This is a genomic window from Paenibacillus pseudetheri, assembly GCF_924513355.1.
GTDB classification, from domain to species: domain Bacteria; phylum Bacillota; class Bacilli; order Paenibacillales; family Paenibacillaceae; genus Paenibacillus_AQ; species Paenibacillus_AQ pseudetheri.
Map to the genome: position 1 here is coordinate 162,810 of NZ_CAKMAB010000005.1, position 17,292 is coordinate 180,101.

Annotated in this window: 18 protein-coding genes and 1 riboswitch; of the genes, 3 read left to right on the forward strand and 15 right to left on the reverse strand. The window is 44.2% G+C overall.

All coding sequences use genetic code 11. The features are described from left to right. Positions 1–24 precede the first annotated feature (24 nt). Positions 25–348, reverse strand: a complete 324-nt coding sequence (locus L1028_RS06505) for a hypothetical protein (protein ID WP_234532413.1) — start codon at positions 346–348, stop codon at positions 25–27. Positions 349–373: 25 nt separating this feature from the next. Beyond that, the gene (locus L1028_RS06510; protein ID WP_234532414.1) at positions 374–1,309 is read right to left on the reverse strand and encodes a Gfo/Idh/MocA family protein; all 936 of its coding nucleotides are present in this window, start codon (positions 1,307–1,309) and stop codon (positions 374–376) included. A gap of 165 nt (positions 1,310–1,474) precedes the next feature. On the opposite strand from L1028_RS06510, the gene L1028_RS06515 reads away from it, so the two are divergent. Together L1028_RS06515 and msrA are read left to right on the forward strand one after the other, a co-directional pair. Further along, positions 1,475–2,095 (forward strand): TVP38/TMEM64 family protein, encoded by a 621-nt coding sequence (locus L1028_RS06515; protein WP_234532416.1) that lies wholly within the window; start codon positions 1,475–1,477, stop codon positions 2,093–2,095. A gap of 99 nt (positions 2,096–2,194) precedes the next feature. After that, a complete protein-coding gene (msrA, locus tag L1028_RS06520) occupies positions 2,195–3,181 on the forward strand; it encodes a peptide-methionine (S)-S-oxide reductase MsrA (RefSeq protein ID WP_234532418.1) in 987 nt (328 codons plus the stop codon). Positions 3,182–3,353: 172 nt separating this feature from the next. Here msrA and L1028_RS06525 read toward each other — a convergent pair whose 3' ends face one another. Further along, the gene (locus L1028_RS06525) at positions 3,354–4,484 is read right to left on the reverse strand and encodes a DUF4349 domain-containing protein (protein WP_234532421.1); all 1,131 of its coding nucleotides are present in this window, start codon (positions 4,482–4,484) and stop codon (positions 3,354–3,356) included. A 237-nt stretch (positions 4,485–4,721) separates the two neighbouring features. Further along, positions 4,722–5,465, reverse strand: a complete 744-nt coding sequence (locus L1028_RS06530) for a hypothetical protein (protein ID WP_234532423.1) — start codon at positions 5,463–5,465, stop codon at positions 4,722–4,724. 403 nt (positions 5,466–5,868) lie between these two features. Between L1028_RS06530 and L1028_RS06535 the strand changes: the two genes are divergently transcribed. After that, positions 5,869–6,021 carry a DUF1540 domain-containing protein gene (locus tag L1028_RS06535; protein ID WP_076120659.1) on the forward strand — a complete coding sequence of 51 codons (153 nt, stop codon included), beginning with the start codon at positions 5,869–5,871 and terminating at the stop codon, positions 6,019–6,021. A 138-nt stretch (positions 6,022–6,159) separates the two neighbouring features. On the opposite strand, the gene metE is transcribed toward L1028_RS06535, so the two are convergent. The 11 genes from metE to L1028_RS06590 all read right to left on the reverse strand — a co-directional run bounded on the left by metE (position 6,160) and on the right by L1028_RS06590 (position 17,173). After that, positions 6,160–8,460 carry a 5-methyltetrahydropteroyltriglutamate--homocysteine S-methyltransferase gene (gene metE, locus L1028_RS06540; RefSeq protein WP_234532425.1) on the reverse strand — a complete coding sequence of 767 codons (2,301 nt, stop codon included), beginning with the start codon at positions 8,458–8,460 and terminating at the stop codon, positions 6,160–6,162. Positions 8,461–8,614: 154 nt separating this feature from the next. After that, positions 8,615–8,820: riboswitch (cobalamin riboswitch) on the reverse strand. A 159-nt stretch (positions 8,821–8,979) separates the two neighbouring features. Then, positions 8,980–9,840 carry an undecaprenyl-diphosphate phosphatase gene (locus L1028_RS06545; RefSeq protein ID WP_234532426.1) on the reverse strand — a complete coding sequence of 287 codons (861 nt, stop codon included), beginning with the start codon at positions 9,838–9,840 and terminating at the stop codon, positions 8,980–8,982. A 49-nt stretch (positions 9,841–9,889) separates the two neighbouring features. Then, complete coding sequence (locus tag L1028_RS06550) at positions 9,890–10,513, reverse strand: DedA family protein (RefSeq protein ID WP_042190577.1); 624 nt, start codon at positions 10,511–10,513, stop codon at positions 9,890–9,892. Positions 10,514–10,530: 17 nt separating this feature from the next. Next, positions 10,531–12,480, reverse strand: a complete 1,950-nt coding sequence (locus L1028_RS06555; protein ID WP_234532427.1) for an ABC transporter permease — start codon at positions 12,478–12,480, stop codon at positions 10,531–10,533. Then, complete coding sequence (locus L1028_RS06560; protein ID WP_234532428.1) at positions 12,455–13,225, reverse strand: ABC transporter ATP-binding protein; 771 nt, start codon at positions 13,223–13,225, stop codon at positions 12,455–12,457. Before L1028_RS06560 ends, L1028_RS06555 begins: the two co-directional genes overlap by 26 nt. 85 nt (positions 13,226–13,310) lie before the next feature. Continuing rightward, positions 13,311–14,309 (reverse strand): sensor histidine kinase, encoded by a 999-nt coding sequence (locus L1028_RS06565; RefSeq protein ID WP_234532429.1) that lies wholly within the window; start codon positions 14,307–14,309, stop codon positions 13,311–13,313. Beyond that, complete coding sequence (locus L1028_RS06570) at positions 14,306–15,007, reverse strand: response regulator transcription factor (RefSeq protein WP_234532430.1); 702 nt, start codon at positions 15,005–15,007, stop codon at positions 14,306–14,308. The genes L1028_RS06565 and L1028_RS06570 overlap by 4 nt, the downstream gene beginning before the upstream one ends. Positions 15,008–15,236: 229 nt before the next feature. Continuing rightward, on the reverse strand, positions 15,237–15,443 hold the full coding sequence (locus tag L1028_RS06575) for a hypothetical protein (RefSeq protein WP_234532431.1): 207 nt from the start codon (positions 15,441–15,443) through the stop codon (positions 15,237–15,239). Positions 15,444–15,558: 115 nt separating this feature from the next. Then, complete coding sequence (locus tag L1028_RS06580) at positions 15,559–16,353, reverse strand: TIGR00266 family protein (protein ID WP_060622516.1); 795 nt, start codon at positions 16,351–16,353, stop codon at positions 15,559–15,561. Positions 16,354–16,484: 131 nt separating this feature from the next. Further along, positions 16,485–16,982, reverse strand: a complete 498-nt coding sequence (locus tag L1028_RS06585; protein WP_234532432.1) for a DUF3278 domain-containing protein — start codon at positions 16,980–16,982, stop codon at positions 16,485–16,487. Next, a complete protein-coding gene (locus L1028_RS06590) occupies positions 16,979–17,173 on the reverse strand; it encodes a helix-turn-helix transcriptional regulator (RefSeq protein ID WP_060622514.1) in 195 nt (64 codons plus the stop codon). Before L1028_RS06590 ends, L1028_RS06585 begins: the two co-directional genes overlap by 4 nt. Positions 17,174–17,292: the final 119 nt, after the last annotated feature.

Below are 17,292 nucleotides of genomic sequence, written 5' to 3' on the forward strand. Positions count from 1 at the left end.
GACTTTATTATTATATCCCCAATGTCAATCCCCCACAGATCCTTTAGATCCCCTTTGAGCAATCGCTTCAGTTACGATTTGTGCCAAGTCATCATTTCCAAAAAGCGAAAGTACACCCAGAACGGTGTCATCAGAAATGTCCCCCGCTTCCTCCGCGGAAACCGTGAGGGCAAGTGCCTGACGCAAGGCTTCATTCCCTTCCTGCTGCGGATAAGCCTGCAAGTATAGAGCATGTGGATCGAGTCCATTATTTACACACCACTGCGCGAATACAAGAATCATCATCTCTTCTTCGCGCTTATAGCTTTCGATGATCTGTTCCTCCACTAATTTACGGTTATCCTCCATATATTCTTCTCCTTTCTCAGAGACCTCATTCAGCAAGCTGTGCCGCCAGCATATGACTAGGCAGTAACGCTGAAGCTGTAATGCTGCATAGCTCCGGTGTATTTATGTTGCTAAGGAAATTATTCACCACTCCACTAAAACCTCTTCTATCGAGTACAGTATCCCAGCTTCCAAAGCCTTGAATATGCGGTAAGGTATCTTTTTCATAAAGAATGGCCTTGTCTAGATCCACTACTTCCACCGATCTGCCATTTCCGTGCAGCTCAAGCTTCTCCAAATCCACACCAGCTTCACGAACCATACTGTACATCCCTACTGCACTATGTTTCCAGCCTAGCATACCAGATGCCTGTAGCAGACGACCTTCTCCACTAGAGTGAAGATGACTACGAAGCAGTTCATACTGATCTCCACACAACCACAACAGCAAATCAAGCATATGGATCAGATCATCATGCACGGTTTCGCGGCTGGTGCTTGTCTGTAGCTTCGTTCGATGTTTAATCGCACTGCAATGGCTAATTCCACCGACTTCCTCAAGCCATTCCTTGGCGGTGACATACATAGGGGCAAAACGGCGATTAAAGCCCACTCCTAGCAAAAGCCCTTTATCTTGTGCTAGCTCTGCCATCCTTCTGGACTCTTCAAGATCATAGGAAAGTGGTTTATCTACATATACCGAAATCCCACGTTCGAGACATTTTGTTACTATATCATAATGAGTAGTTGTTGGGCTATGTACAAATACTGCATCCAGATCCCAAGATAACAGCTCTTCCAGATTCGTCGTCCCTTTAGGAAAACGGTAGGTATGAACGGCCTGCTCCACCGTTGTCGGTGAATGACTGAGAACTCCAACTACCTCAGCATGATCATGCTGAGAGAGCAGTGGTAAATATACTTTGCGGGCGATATTGCCGATTCCTATTATGGCGACTCTTTTACGTTCAGGTACAATCACTGATCCATCCTCCTCTTAACACTTCAATATCTCGTTCTTTTCTCTTTGTTCTCTACAAATGCTATTATACCTGCTTCTCATTCTCTGACAATTGATCTTTGCTTCAATATTTACTTCATATCCCGTATGATGAGATGAATGAGTGGAAGAAGGGGCATATTATCTATGAAGAAATGGTTCTCGATTGTTCTTTATGTTTCGGGTACAATCCTTGCGTTTATCTACAGATATGACATCCTAAGCTGGATGAAAGAGGATCATAATCTTTTCAGTTCTATAGGGATTGCAACTTTACTGGCCCTGTTTCCAGTTGTCCCTTATAAAGCTGTCATCGGATTCTTCGGTTATGCATACGGAAGTTTAGTGGGAGCCTTGATTTGCTGGCTAGCTACTAATTTGGCTGCCGCAATCCTTTTTGGTGTTGTGAAGTACTTATTTCAAAGCCAAGCGAGAGCTTATTTAGCCTCTATTCCCGCACTCGAAAAGTTCACAGTAGGCATTGAGCGACGACCTTTCGCTTCGATTGTCCTAGCACGACTCGTGCCGATCATTCCCCAAACAGCGGTTAACATTTACGCTGGAGCCGCTGGTCTGCCTTTTTGGAGCTATATTGCAGCTTCCTGCATAGGAAAAATACCGGGGATTGCATTATACGCTTTCCTCGGGGATTATCTGTTACAGGACCCTGTAAGTGCGATTATTGCCATCATCGCCTATACTGCTGTGCTAATTATTGCTGGACTGAGCTTGCGTCCTCGCTCTCAAGGAGCGAAGAATAGTCGATAGCGAAAGAACTTATCGGTTACAAACTGGCAGGCTGTTAATATTTGCTTTATAATTAAATTGTGATCTATTTAATTGCATTATGTGAATGGAGGGATATCAATGAGTGAACATCAGACTAACCATATAAATACCAAGACAGAAAAAGCAACCTTTGCAGGTGGATGCTTCTGGTGCATGGTCTCGCCGTTCGAAGAATTGCCAGGTATTCTTAGTGTCGTCTCTGGCTATACCGGCGGTCATACGGCGAACCCGACCTATGAAGCGGTTTGTTCTGAAACGACAGGACATGTTGAAGCTGTACAAATTACGTTCAACCCGGATATTTTCCCTTATAGTAAGTTACTTGAGCTGTTCTGGCAGCAAATTGACCCTACCGATGCAGGCGGACAATTCCATGATCGCGGGACTTCTTATGGAACGGCGATCTTCACCCATTCGGAAGAGCAAAAGCAACAAGCGGAGGCTTCAAAGGCAGCTTTGCAAGAAAGCGGCCGATTCTCTAGCCCGATTGTAACCCCGATCCTCCCGGCAGCAACCTTCTATCCTGCCGAAGAATATCATCAGGGCTACCATCATAAGAATCCAGGCCACTACAAACGTTATCGTAAAGGTTCTGGCCGAGAGGATTTTATCGAAACCCACTGGACACATAAAGAGGACAAACAAAGTTTGAAAGAACGGTTAACGCCTCTTCAATATGAAGTTACTCAGAACAGTGCAACAGAATCTCCTTTCCGGAATGATTTTTGGGATCACCATGGAGATGGTATTTATGTAGACATCGTATCTGGCGAACCGTTATTCAGCTCGCAGGATAAATACGATTCCGGTTGCGGCTGGCCAAGCTTTACTCGTCCCATCCGGGACTATGCTGTGAAGGAAAAGACGGATCTCAGTCATTTGATGGTCCGCACTGAAGTGCGCAGCAAAGTAGCGGATTCCCATCTAGGCCATGTCTTCGACGATGGTCCCGGAGAGAACGGTTTACGCTACTGTATAAATTCGGCGGCGCTACGATTTGTACCAAAAGAGGATTTGGAGAAGGAAGGATACGGGGAGTATCGCGTTCTCTTCCAGCCTGCCTAAACATCAATCCTCAGCACACAAAGAAACGGTTGTCGTCCTTTAAGGATGACAACCGTTTTTTTCTCTTAAAATATAAGAAAGTATAAGTTTCACGTTATACATTATCCTTATATTTCTCGCTTAAACGCTTACCGTCTTTATAAGGACGCCGAGGGCGTTTATGCTTGTAGGGCTATTCTTTCTTTGAGTCCTCTGAGTCCTTATTAGCCTTCGAATCATCCTCTGAAACAGCCTCATTAGGCTCTGTTACCGCAGGGAGGATTTGCTCTCTGTTCAGCTCCTTATTTCGCTGACGAATTCTCTCGGTCTGCTGCTCCCGACGCTCGCGGATATTTTTACGGGAAACTAATACAATAGCTAAAATAATGGCAGCCCCGATAAGTATCGGTAACGCTCCTGCAAGGATAACGACAATCCACTGAAACATCACAGATAGCGCATTTAAGCTTCCATTTAGAGCATCTGAAGCACGTTCCAGTAACGGCCCTTGCTCCTTCTTCTCTTTGACAGCAATACTTTCATCCGTCTGATACACTCTCAATTCTACCGTAGAGAAGGATACATTCTGATTGATATAACGCATTCTACCTTTAATCTGTTCAATGCTTTCTTGAATCGAACCAAGCTCGTTCGCGAAGGCGACCAGATCAGTGGATTTCGTTGCTTTCTTCATAAACTCTGTATATTGTGCTTCCATTAGCTGCTTTGCCTTCAAACGCGACTCCAGATCAACATACTCTTCAGAGACATCCTGACCTTGAATGCTGCGCTGTAGAGATTCGTGTTTTACTTGTTCTAATTTATTCAGAAAAGGCGAGAACCCCGAGGCAGGCACCTTAAGAATAAACGTCCCGCCTTGCTCGTACTGCGACATATTTTCATTAAACTCAATAATATATCCATTTGCCATGGTTACTAAATTACGTATTTCAGTCTGTGCTTCTCCATAGTCTTCTACTTCCATGTTAAGATTCGCTTTATAGATCAGCTTCTTGTTTAAACCCGCTACTACATCGCTACCAGTAAATCCTGCACTTGCTTGAACTGTATTTTCTGATGTGGAGCCCTTTACAGCCATGTTCTCGCTGCCAGTTGCTTCTGCCTCAGGAGCTGCCGAAGTGCTTTGATCCGCTGTTGAGGCCATCGAGCTTTGCGATTGCACCTCTACTGCTGCGTTGTTACTCGTACTACCATTTTCTTTTGCCAAACTATCTGCCGCTGAATTTCTATCCGCTGAGCCACAACCTGCCAAGACTACCGCAAGAATTACTAAACATAAGTAATGCAGACCCCATTTGCGCATTCTCATTCCTCCAAAAATGTAATAGATACCCGCTTTCACGGATCACAATATCGTTACGGAATGTCTTATTCTAAGCAGATCTCTTCCGTCACTCTTTACTAAGACGTTCCAAAACTTGGAAGGTTGCACTGAAAAATGGAATTGTGAACAGTTTCTTTTGAATTATGCTCTCTACATATAAAAAGAGTCGCATTTCTGCAACTCTTTTGGTTTAAGCTATTATTTTTCGAGCAAAAATCAACCTGGGTTAGAAGCACTTTGTTTAATCGCATAAACACCATCTGGTAGCGAACCGCTTAATAATCTTGCCATGTAAATATCAACATCATAACTAGTAGTGCCAACAAGAACTGAAGAACCCTGAACAATAGCATAAGTCTTCTCTGTAATCACACCAAATGAGTTATTCATGATAGGCGTGTATTCCATCCAAGCATAATTGTAAGGATTCACTGATGCAGTTGTCGTGTTACTACCACCATAAGTATTGGACCACGATGAGCCACCAGTAATACCAGCACTAACAGCTGTTTGTTTTGCGGTTACACTAAAGCTTGTATTCGCAATATAGCCTTGAGATACTGAATAGCTAATGTTTAACAACGAATTTGCAGAAGCACTGTTATATACAGGCTGAGAGATTCTTCTAGTCAATCCACTTCTAGTGACATATGGGACATAACCATTTTGTTGGTAGGAGTAAATCGTTGTTTGATAAGCATCTCTAGGTGCAATTACAGAGGCGTCATCAAAGGAAGAGTCCGTTGTGAACATTGGAATACTTGGTATCAGCCCCTCTTTAGCAGCTTCGAAAGCTTGTCCATGCGCAAGAATTTCATTGTACTCCTCTACTGAAATTTCTGACAAGCCCATAGCTGAGGCTTTGTAGACTTTTATGATTTCGGATTCACTTATTTGGGGAGCTTGGTCATTATGTACACCTTCTGCACCTGCATAAATAGGTAAGCACAAGATGAGCATTAAGGCAAAAGGGAATAGTAATAACTTTTTCAACATCTTCATCCTCCAATATTTCAGATTAGGAGCGGCCGTTCCCTATCGAAAATATTACCATATAATTCTTGTAATAATATAGATATTTAGAATTATTTTCTATTTTTAGGCATGTAAGTAATAAGTATCTTTTGTGTTTTTTTATAATTTTTTGTATAACTTTGTCACATTTCTGTTATCGAATAACCCATTTGCTTACATATGCTTTATTTGATACAATTACCACGTCTAGCTACGTAAAAAACACCAAAAACCCTCTATTCATTATGAATGAGGGCACTGCACGGTTCTGTTCGGACAAGCTCCACCTTGTTGAACAGAGAAGTTTTTTAATAATGTTGTCTATTACTAAAAGGGGAGGTGAGCCCTCATGGCAAAAGACGTAATTTGCGAAGTTAACTCCTGCACCCACTGGGCAGAAGAGAACAAATGCAGTGCTGATTCTATCTTTGTAGCTTTCCACAGCTCCCAAGAACCTACACGTGCAGAAGAAACAGACTGCAAGACTTTCGAAAGCAAATAAGGTAAAGATTTGAAGGGACCCTCCACGGTTCCTTCTTTTCTTTTCTCATTCTATCAAGAATGAGAATTATTATCAAGTGGCTGAAATGAAAAGCCAGGGAGAAATTCCCCGGCTTCGATTTATTGTATACCTTTTATGCTATTTGGTGGCACTGACTCCTGCGTTTTCTCTTGCAATAGCGGCAGCCTTTACCATGTTACGAAGTGCACCTTCCGTCTCCTGCCAGCCACGTGTCTTAAGACCGCAATCCGGATTAATCCAGAACTGTTCTGGATCCAGCACCCGCAGCGCACGCTCAATATTAGCTGTCATCTCTTCTACTGCAGGAACCCGTGGACTATGGATATCATATACACCAAGACCGATTCCTTTATCATACTCCTGCTCCTCAAAGCTAACGATCAGTTCCCCGTGGCTACGTGAAGTCTCTATAGAGATAACATCCGCATCCATCGCTGAAATGGAGTCTATCATGTCATTAAATTCGCTATAGCACATGTGGGTATGAATTTGTGTCGTAGCCTTCACATGATTCGTCGCGATACGGAACGACTTCACTGCCCAATTCAAGTATGCCTCATGATCTTCCGCCTTCAAAGGAAGTCCTTCACGGATAGCCGGTTCATCTACTTGAATCATCTCTATGCCTGCATCCTCCAAAGCTTTAACTTCATGACGGAGCGCTAAAGCAATTTGATTCGCTACTGCTTCCCGGCTAAGATCATCACGTACGAAGGACCAATTGAGAATCGTAACAGGACCTGTCAACATGCCTTTAACAGGAAGGGAAGTTAACGACTGAGCATAGACGCTTTCTTTTATAGTCATAGGCTGGGTAAAAGCTATATCCGCATAAATAACTGGTGGCTTAACGCAGCGTGATCCGTAGGATTGAACCCAGCCATTAGTTGTAAATAAGTAACCATCCAGCTTCTCCCCGAAAAATTCCACCATATCCGTTCTTTCGAACTCACCGTGTACGAGTACATCCAGACCCAGCTTTTCTTGGAAGGTGATTGCATCTGCAATCTGCTCACGAACGAACCCGTCGTAACGCTCTTGATTCCATACGCCTTTACGCCATTTCAACCTTGCTTGACGCACTTCTACGGTTTGTGGGAAGCTTCCGATCGTTGTCGTTGGCAGAAGTGGCAGCTGCCATTTCTCCTGTTGTACCTTCAGGCGCTCAGCAAAAGGCAGGCTACGTTGGTCTGGTAAATCTGCAAGTCCGAGAACTTGCCCGGCCACATCCTTACGACCGCGTTCAGGAAGTGCCCGGAAGGCAGTAAGGGCTTCTCGACTGGCTGTCAGTGCAGCTGCAGCTTCTCCTGTACCCTCTAAGGCTGCAGCAAGCAGGCCAAGCTCTCTAAGCTTCTCATCTGCAAAGGCTAAAGCAGCCTTGACGGTTGCCTTCAGCTTCACCTCACCCTGAACAGTAACCGGAACATGCAGCAAACTGCAAGAAGGCTGTAGTATAAGACGATCAACCGGTACATGTACACTCAGCTTCTCGATTAGCTGCAGCTTAGCATCCAGATCCGAGCGCCAGATGTTGCGCCCGTCAATAATACCCGCTCCCAGCCACTTATCCTCCGGCCAGCCAAGACGTTCAATCGATGCCAGATTCGTTCCGCCATCATGGACAAAATCAAGACCTAAACCTTGTACCGGAAGTTTGAGCAGTGCCTCCAGCGGTTCAGCAGCTTCAAAGTAAGTCTGCAGAATAATATTTAATCCAGGTACGGATTCAGCAATTTCTGTGTATATCGAGTTAAGTAATGATAATTCTGATTCATTTATTCCTGTAACAATCGCTGGTTCATCAATTTGCACCCAGCTTACTCCTTCATGCTTCAGTTCCTGCAACAGCTGAACGTAAACCGGAAGAAACCGAGCGGCAATCTTCGCAATGTCCGCAGATGCAAAACCTTTTGACAACTTAAGGAAGGTATAAAGGCCTAAAACCACAGGTTTACCCTCAATTCCCGCTTGGGACTTGGCAAAACGATAAGCTGCCAGTGGTTTATTCTCGGTCAGGCGCGGCGTTTGTGCACCGATCTCTGGAACGATGTAATGATAGTTTGTATTGAACCATTTAGTCATCTCGCAAGCGGTAGCCTCAGCATTTCCTCTAGCCATGGCAAAATAAAGATCAAGCCCAATGTCGCCACCATCATACGCATAACGTGGAGGTACGATCCCGAACATTACAGCTGTGTCTAGCACATGATCGTAGAATGTAAAATCATTTACCGGAATTAAATCAATTCCAGCCTCTTGCTGAGTCTTTAAATGCTGAAGCTGAATTCCTGTCATTTCAGTACGGAACTCTTCCTCATTTATTTTTCCCGCCCAGAAAGCTTCCAACGTTTTCTTCCACTCGCGGTTTTTTCCGATTCTTGGATAGCCAAGATTGCTTACTTTTACTTTGTTCGTCACTTTGCAGCTCCCCTTCTCCATCTTCTTATTTTGGACTCGATATCACTTGTATTCCTATAAAAAAGAGCGCCCTTCCCTAAAAAAGTCAAAGGGAAAGACGCCCATATTATACCTATGGTTAACGTCTAACACCTTCCTATCCTCCGTAGGTGAAGCAGTGCTGTTGAAACAGGCAGGTCTCCTGGCTAGCGGTGTCAGCATCCTTAGCAGTCTTCCCAGCAGTAGTAAATTGCCAGTGACATCTGTTGCTATGGACTCTTCCGTTACAGTGGCGGGACCGCATCGGCTTCAAACCGAATTTCCCTATTAAGCCTGCCGAATTACTAATTCCCGGCAAGCACCTGTCTCCGATATTCACAAGCTAAAACGCCTTCGGTGTCCTTAAACGGACGGTAAGCGTTTATGCGAGATTATAAGGATAAAAGTGAGTGTCTTAATCTGATGTCATCATACGTGAAAGCCCCCGTAATCTGCAATAGATTACGGGGGCTTCTGTTATATCGATTCCTTATAACGGATTTAGAAAAACACAAAATATACTACTGCAGCAAGTACTATGCGATATATAGCAAATGGTAAAAGCTTAATCCGGTTGATCAATTTCAGGAAGAAACGCATAGATAGTAGCGCAAACACAAAGGCACTGATAAAGCCTGCGATAAAGAACGGCAAGGCATCGATGGTGAAGTATTGCCAGTTCTTCATCAGAGAGAGTAAACTGGCGCCTGCCATGATTGGAACGGCCATAATAAACGTGAAATCAGCTGCAGCGCGATGGCTCATACCCAGAAGAACACCACCAGAAATCGTCGACCCGGAACGAGAAAATCCCGGCCACAAGGAGAAGCATTGGACCAGACCAACACCTAGCGCTTGCTTATATGTAATCTGATCGACACTCTCCGTTTGAATCTTCTTTGGTCCAAATAGATCCGCAATAATCATTAATACAGCACCGACTACTAGACCGATTAACACGGTGGATGTAGAGAATAAATGCTCATCAATATAATCATTAAACAGAACGCCCAGCACACCTGCTGGCACTAAACCTACAAGCACCTGTGTAAGTTTAAGGTGACCACCTTTTTCAAATTGTGTTTGTTCCTCGGTTACAGGGTCCAACTGCTTGCGACTGAAACGCTTTAAGCCCAGCAATTCAATGAATCGATTTCTAAAAATAACTACAACCGCTAATATTGATCCAAGTTGTATAACCACTTTGAACGTATTGGCCGTATATTGCCCAAATAACTCTGTCGATTTTAACCACATATCATCAACAATAATCATATGACCTGTGGAGGATACCGGAGCAAATTCGGTCAATCCTTCAACAATTCCCAAAATAATAGCTTTAATAATCGTTAATAGCTCCATTTGTTCTCCTCCTTTTAATCATAACTTTTATCTATAAGTTCTTCTCGGTTCAACCTTCGGTGTTCATTTTCCGGCTGCGCTTGCGGAAGAACAAATACCCAAGGATCACTACTCCACCTGCAAGAAGTACGTATACTACGTTGGAGTACATATCCATATACATGGCGATGTCTTCCCAGGATTCACCCAATGCCGCACCAATAAGCACAAGCAATAGATTCCACCCCAGCGTACCAATCGTTGTGAAGATCATAAACACTCCAAATTTCATGCCCGACATCCCTGCAGGGATCGAAATCAAACTACGCACTAATGGAACCATCCGACAAAATAATACGGTCCAATAGCCATATTTGTCAAACCAAGCATCAGCCTTGTGTATATCCTTTTTGCTAATCCGGAGTAGACCGCCCCAGCGTTCTACGATCTTTTCCAATCGATTTACATCGAGCAAACGACCAATATAATAGAGAATCACTGCACCCAGCAGTGAGCCAAGCGTAGCTGCAATGATTACACCAGGAATGGTCAAGTTCGTTGTGGTTGTCATGAATCCGCCAAAAGGAAGGATCACTTCGGAAGGAATCGGTGGAAATATATTTTCGAAAGCGAGCATCAGGAAAATACCAAAGTAACCAAACTGCTCCATAAAATCTGTAATCCATGCTTGCATTTCGTAACCCCCATTATTCAGATCAAGTTCTTCTTCAAGTTACGTAAATAACGGCTGCGAATAAAAAAGAAGTAAAGTCCCTGGACAGCCAAATATCCCAATAACACCGCCCCGGTCTCCACAGCAATAGATAAGTAAAACAACCGCTGAAGCGCAATAAAGGCAAATACACTATGCAAGATGGCCACCCCAACCGGAACAAAAAACAACAAGGACAATTGTATCGTTACAATTCGGTTTAGCTCTTGATCTGTAAGTCCCATTTTGGACAATGTAGAATATTGATGACGATCATGATCTAGATCTGTATACAGCCGGAAGTAAAGGAAGCTACCTACTGCTATGAAAAAGACAGTACCCACCAGTAAAGAAGCGAATAGCATCGTGTTGTACAATGTTCTCTGTATTTCAAACAGCGTGCCGCTAACAACAATCGCGTATGGAGAGTTACTTTCATAGGACCGTTTACCTTTATGAGCAAGATCTGCTGCTATACCTACCGTTCGCGGGAAGTCATCCATATAAAATCCTGTATACAAATCGGTCTGTACGGGATAAATAGCCTTGTAAAGTTCATCGCTAATCACAACACCACTGAAATCTCCCCCATCCCTTCCATCCAGCTCCGGCAATAGATATTCGGCAATCGGAACATGCTGGGTATAACCCATTTCTCGAATGGAAAGACCTTGCTTCAAGGTGTATACCGGCTTTACTCTACCCGCTTGCAGACTCCGGTCTCGTTGCGAACCGATCATCACGAGACCTTCATCTCCACTAAGAGGGCGCTCATCCGTCGTAAACCCTGCACGAAGCAGAGCAAGCTTATAATCACTGTAAGCAATCAAGGGAAGCCTTAACGTGCGATCTGGCCCAGTCTGAGATTCCACCTCTGCGTATTTAATCCGAATGCTAAGTGTCTCATAGGGTAAACCGAGCGTTGTAAGCTCTTCCTTAATTTCGTCCAAATGCTGATCAAAAGGATCCTGCGATTGATTGCCTTTGGCTACATAACCAACTGCTGCGGGATAGTCCAATTTCAACTCTCTGGAAAGCGTATGGATCGATGCGAATACTCCCACTGAAGTAAAAGATACTGCGGATACAATCGTCACCATAAAGAACATTCGAGCATTCTCTTTCCAGCGGTAAGACAAGCCCGATAAAGTAATGATATTCGTGTGGTTCCAATACAGGCGCCGGATCGTCTTAAGTAGCTTAACAGTGTAAATACTGAGCTGAGTATAAAAGAGATAGGTACCCGCAACCGTAATTAAAACGACGGGGAACATCACCTTTTCAACCGAAGCCGCTTGTGCTGTAGCTGCCATAAAATAGCCCATTAACATCAAAAAAGCAGACAGTATAGATAACACCAAGGAAACTTTAGGTTCCTCTTCTGCTTTTCGTTCTCCCTGAAACAGCCGCATCAGTGATTCATTCCCAATAAAGAAGAACGTGCTTAGCGAGATTAGAATAAATAACAGCGCAAAGCTACATATCGTAAGTACAATCGCCTGCCATGGAAGATGGAACGTTAAAAGAGGTAATCCTAGAAAAGCAGATCCGATCATTAAAAACAACTTGCCCAGAATTAACCCTAGTAAAGTACCTGTCAGGATGGCTGAGGTGCCGATCATCATATTTTCCAAAAATACCATCGTGTTAAGCTGTCGCTTCGTCATTCCATGCATCAATAAAATCCCAAATTCCATCTTACGTGACTGCAGGAACGATCCAACCGATACGAGAACGAACAAGGAGCAAAACACATAAATAATGGCTTCTGCCGCCATCATTGTATGAGCAGCTGTACTATAAACCAAGCTCTTGGAAATATCCGGATGGTAAATAAACAAAGCGCACACAAAAAAGATCATCACTGAAAAAGCACTGACGACAAAATAAGCCGCATATTTACGCTTGTTACGTGTAACATTCCTATAAGCGAATTGCCGAAAGGTCATGGCTAGTTCCCCCAAGCAGAGACAACATATCAATGATACTTTGGAAGAAGGCGCCTCTGCTGCTCCCCCTGTACATTTCACTATAGAAACGTCCGTCTTTAATAAAGATGACTCGGTTACAAAAGCTCGCGGCCACTGCGTCATGTGTGACCATTAGCACGGTTGCCCCTTCTTCCTGATTCACCTCTGTCAGCATATTCATGACTTCACCTGAAGCTTTGGAATCCAGATTCCCTGTAGGTTCATCTGCTAAAATCAATGCAGGACGATGAATCATCGCCCGTGCGATGGCGGTCCGCTGCATCTGTCCACCTGAAATCTCGTATGTCCTTTTTTGCAGCAAATGCTCAATGTCCAGCATACTTGCTACTTCTTGCAATCTGCTCTCCATTTCTGTTACACGGACACCAGCAAGCGTGAGAGGCAGAACAATGTTCTCCTCTACAGAGAGCGTATCCAGTAGATTGAAATGCTGAAAGACGAAACCAAGCTCATGGCGGCGAAAGAGTGCTTTTTCTTTTCTGCTAAGCAGATTGGGATCTCGGCCGTTGATCAGAATCTGACCGGAGGTCGGCTGGTCGATGGTGGCGATCGTGTTGAGCAGCGTTGTTTTCCCACTCCCCGAAGGTCCCATAATGCCAACAAACTCCCCTTTTTCAACAGAAAAACGGATATGATTCAATGCCTGAGTGGACACTTTACCCTCATATATTTTTGATAAATTATGAACATCTAGAATGGGCAAGTGTTACCTCTCCTTCTTTCGACTGGATTGCCTTCATTATACAAAGTGTATACACAGGCTGCCATTTCTCTAACTTACAATGACCTTACATATTTGTAAGGTAGGACTCCCTAAACACTATCCGAACGGTCGTGCTCTTACCTTCTTCTGAGCAAATGCTCACCTCGTGACCAAGCTTGCCACAAATCTGTTTCACAAGATATAGACCCATCCCCGTGGATTCTTGAAAGGTTCGTCCATTCACACCTGTAAAATAAGGATCAAACACACGCGGCAGATCACCTGCTGGGATGCCAACGCCTTCATCACGTATCTCCAGTACTGCTCTCTTTTCTTCTTGTATGTACCCATGAAAATATACATTTTTGCCGACTTCCGTCGTATAACGTATTGCATTCGTAATAATCTGCGTAAGCACAAAACTTAGCCATTTCTCATCTGTGGTTACGGCGATTCGCTCATCTATTTTAATAGTAGGAAATATACGGTTACGTATGAACAGACGCTTCTGCTCTGAGGTCACACCACGCACGAGGGTTTCCAAATCCAAACGTTCCACGTAAAAATCATGTTCAAAAGTATCTAGCCGAGCCGTATAAAGTACAGTATCCAGTCCTTTTTTCAGACGATCCAGTTCATCACCTATCGCCGTAAAAGGCGGTCCGTCTTTATCTTGAATCATCAAATGGATGACAGACAATGGCGTCTTCATCCCATGCACCCACTGATTAATAAAGTGAATATGTTCCTCCAGCTTGTGGCGGTAGCTGTGTAAATCATTTTTGTAGAGGCGGAATTGTGACCCTAGTAGTCCTCGTAAACTCACGGCAAGCGGAGAATCCTGTGATGGACCGCCAGCTTCATCTAGTGAGGCAGGTACAGTCTCCAGTCGTTCATAGAACGTCCGATTGCTGATATACCGATAAGCGAGGTAGCCAAGCAGCAGACAAGTGCTGAGAAGAGCAGCGTACAGACTAACACTTACACCACTGCCCCCATCCAGCCGATATACTAGTGTGATCAAGATGAGCTGTGCTAGATAGACAACAATTAAAGGGATCTGCTCCCTTACAAATAGCTTCAATCCTCATCCCCCCAATTCGGAATCAAGCGGTAGCCTTGGCCTCGAACGGTTTGTAGACCGTCCGTAATCTCAAGAGCGGCAAGCTTTTTACGTACACGGGTGACATAGACATTAAGCGTATTCTCATCTACAAAGGCTTGATCATCCCAGATTTTTTCGAGCAGTCTGTCGCGGGTAACGATAGTTCCCGACTTTTGCATCAACTCATCTAGTATCTTAGCTTCCGTGTGGCTTAAATCCACCTTGGCTTCTCCTCGAGTAAGGACTAGTCGCTCCACATCCAGTGCCATTCCGGCAACGGTTAGGGTACGCTCATTGTTGCTTCCCGCATAGGTGCCGTAGGCGCGTCGTAGCTGGCTTTTGATTTTGGCCATCGCAATTTCGTAATCAAAAGGCTTCGTAATATAATCGTCGGCTCCGTTCTCCAGCGCCATCACCTGATCCATTTTGCCGTCGCGGGCAGATATAAAAAGGATAGGGCAGGTGGATATCCCACGAATCTGGCGGCACCAGTAATACCCATCGTATTTTGGTAAATTAACATCTAATAGAACCAGGTGCGGAGCGAACGTCTCAAACTGAACACGAACCCGCTCGAAATCATTCACAGCCTGTGTTTCATATCCAAACTTATGTAAATAATCCTGTAGCAGAGCCACCAGTCCACGGTCATCTTCTATAATAAATATTCTGAACATATCATGCCTCCGGTCACAGCCTTAACAATATAGGGGTTTGCCAAATAATATATACATCGTGGACAGGGTTAGTCAAATTGTTAGGGGGATTGTGCGACAGATGGTCAGCGTAAAGTGAGGCAAATCGCCAAGCGTAAAGCGAGGCAGGTATTTAATGGTTATGAATTAAACTATCCCTAAAAAAAAGACCCGTGAATGAGTATAATCATTCACGGGTCTTACTATATAGTTAGTTGCAGATACAGTAGCGGTGGACATCACAGAGTCGATAATACAAACGTCGAATGGTGATATCACATCGAACATAAGTAACCAATGTCTTGCTGAAGCAAATAGAGCCGTATCCAGCCATTTCTACGGGATTTATACCGTTCATTTGGCTGGATTCGCTCAATCCGTGCAAATCTAGGGCATTTTTGCCCCTCTTTCGCTCCATTCGGGCCAACACGCACAATACAAGGGTATTTCTGCCCTTGTCTCCCCTAATAAGCCACTCGCTAAAACCGCTCATTCTGTGCCTCGAATGTTCTACCCATCAACCGCGCCCAAGCCTATCTGCCATCCAGCAGATTGCCGAGTCCGCCAAGCACGCTTCCCTCTTCTTTGCGTCCGCTGTTACCAGCTGCGGACAGAATGCGGTCAGCCATACGGCTGAACGGCAGTGACTGGACCCACACTTTGCCGGGTCCGCGCAGTGTGGCGAAGAACAGACCCTCGCCGCCGAATAGCGCGGTTTTGACACCTTTTACAAACTCAATATTATAATCCACTGAAGACGTCATTGCGACAAGACAGCCGGTGTCCAGCTTGAGCGTCTCTCCCGGTTGAAGTGTGCGTTCCATAACGTAACCGCCAGAGTGTACGAATGCAAGACCGTCACCCTCCAGCTTTTGCATAATAAAGCCTTCTCCACCAAAAAAGCCTGTGCCCAGCTTACGCTGAAATTCAATACCGATCGAGACACCCTTCGCCGCACAGAGGAATGAATCCTTTTGACAGATCACTTTTCCAGCGTATTGCTGAAGATCGAGCGGGATGATTTTTCCTGGATATGGAGCAGCAAAGGTGACACTTTTTCGTCCATAAGAACCGCTGTGTGTGAATACGGTCATGAACAAGCTTTCCCCTGTCAACAGACGCTTGCCCGCGCCCATTAGCTTACCCATCAGTCCACCTCCACGCGTGCCCCCACTACCGTCACCAAAAATGGTCTCCATCGTTATTTCCTGATCCATCATCATGAAGCTTCCAGCTTCGGCAATTACACTCTCTCCGGGGTCAAGCTGCACCTCCACACACTGTATTTCCTCGCCCATAATAACATAATCAATCTCGTGAGCACTCATCCCGCAGTTCCTCCTTTTAATTACAAGCCAACTAGTGACTTTTCAATGAAAATATACGCGTATTGCGACCTAATGTTTCATCCTATTAAGACGCAGCCCTGAATTTTATCTATTGAAGAGATATTGTGGCCCTAATAACATTTCTTCACTTTAGACTTGCCTATGAAGTACATTGTTACGCCGAAGAATATCCCCCCGCATAGCCAGATGATAAAATTACTCCAGGTTAGTTCAATGAGACCACTTGCGAGATAAGGAAGTATGTATGCATTTAGTATAAACATTAACGATCCCCAATAAAGACCTGCCTGAAATCCACCTTTACGCAGCTTCTTGATCTTCTCCCTGTACTCCTCTTCACTGGTACATTCTAGTGAATCCAGCTCTTTTTTGTGAATCCGAAAAAACACTTTGCTAGCGTAAATCATATTCACAATTAACAAGCCTGTTGTCCCGATGCTAAGTGTATTCTTAAACGTATCCACAAGAAGACAAATGAACATAAGAGCCATAGAGAGGTAGAACATCAATGCCCCCGAAAATGCAAGCTCTTTATAGATTTCTTGCAGCTGATACTCATCACGGTCATCTGTTACGCCTATAAGACGATTTAACATTTTGTTCTTCATCGCTCTTCCTCCCAGAATAATGTGTTCAGGTCTGTATGTAGGATCTTAGCAAGTGCAATACATAGGAATAACGTTGGATTATATTTGTCGTTCTCAATAAGATTTACAGTCTGGCGGGCGATGCCAACACGAGTTGCTAGCTCCATTTGCGTCAGTCCAGCGATCTGCCTATATTCTTTAACTTTATTCATATAAGACCCCCTCGTGTACAATATATATGACACTTGAGCGAAATGTCAATTATACATGACACACTTATTGTTACTGATTCAAGAGTATCTCTTGTCAAGCCTTGATAATATGTTACAAT

Coding starts and splice junctions, on each gene's coding strand:
- L1028_RS06505 (WP_234532413.1), bottom strand. CDS start 348: ATGGAGGATAACCGTAAATTAGTGGAGGAACAGATCATCGAAAGCTAT.
- L1028_RS06515 (WP_234532416.1), top strand. CDS start 1,475: ATGAAGAAATGGTTCTCGATTGTTCTTTATGTTTCGGGTACAATCCTT.
- msrA (WP_234532418.1), top strand. CDS start 2,195: ATGAGTGAACATCAGACTAACCATATAAATACCAAGACAGAAAAAGCA.
- L1028_RS06525 (WP_234532421.1), bottom strand. CDS start 4,484: ATGCGCAAATGGGGTCTGCATTACTTATGTTTAGTAATTCTTGCGGTA.
- L1028_RS06530 (WP_234532423.1), bottom strand. CDS start 5,465: ATGCTCATCTTGTGCTTACCTATTTATGCAGGTGCAGAAGGTGTACAT.
- L1028_RS06535 (WP_076120659.1), top strand. CDS start 5,869: ATGGCAAAAGACGTAATTTGCGAAGTTAACTCCTGCACCCACTGGGCA.
- L1028_RS06545 (WP_234532426.1), bottom strand. CDS start 9,840: ATGGAGCTATTAACGATTATTAAAGCTATTATTTTGGGAATTGTTGAA.
- L1028_RS06550 (WP_042190577.1), bottom strand. CDS start 10,513: ATGCAAGCATGGATTACAGATTTTATGGAGCAGTTTGGTTACTTTGGT.
- L1028_RS06555 (WP_234532427.1), bottom strand. CDS start 12,480: ATGACCTTTCGGCAATTCGCTTATAGGAATGTTACACGTAACAAGCGT.
- L1028_RS06570 (WP_234532430.1), bottom strand. CDS start 15,007: ATGTTCAGAATATTTATTATAGAAGATGACCGTGGACTGGTGGCTCTG.
- L1028_RS06575 (WP_234532431.1), bottom strand. CDS start 15,443: ATGGAGCGAAAGAGGGGCAAAAATGCCCTAGATTTGCACGGATTGAGC.
- L1028_RS06580 (WP_060622516.1), bottom strand. CDS start 16,353: ATGAGTGCTCACGAGATTGATTATGTTATTATGGGCGAGGAAATACAG.
- L1028_RS06585 (WP_234532432.1), bottom strand. CDS start 16,982: ATGAAGAACAAAATGTTAAATCGTCTTATAGGCGTAACAGATGACCGT.
- L1028_RS06590 (WP_060622514.1), bottom strand. CDS start 17,173: ATGAATAAAGTTAAAGAATATAGGCAGATCGCTGGACTGACGCAAATG.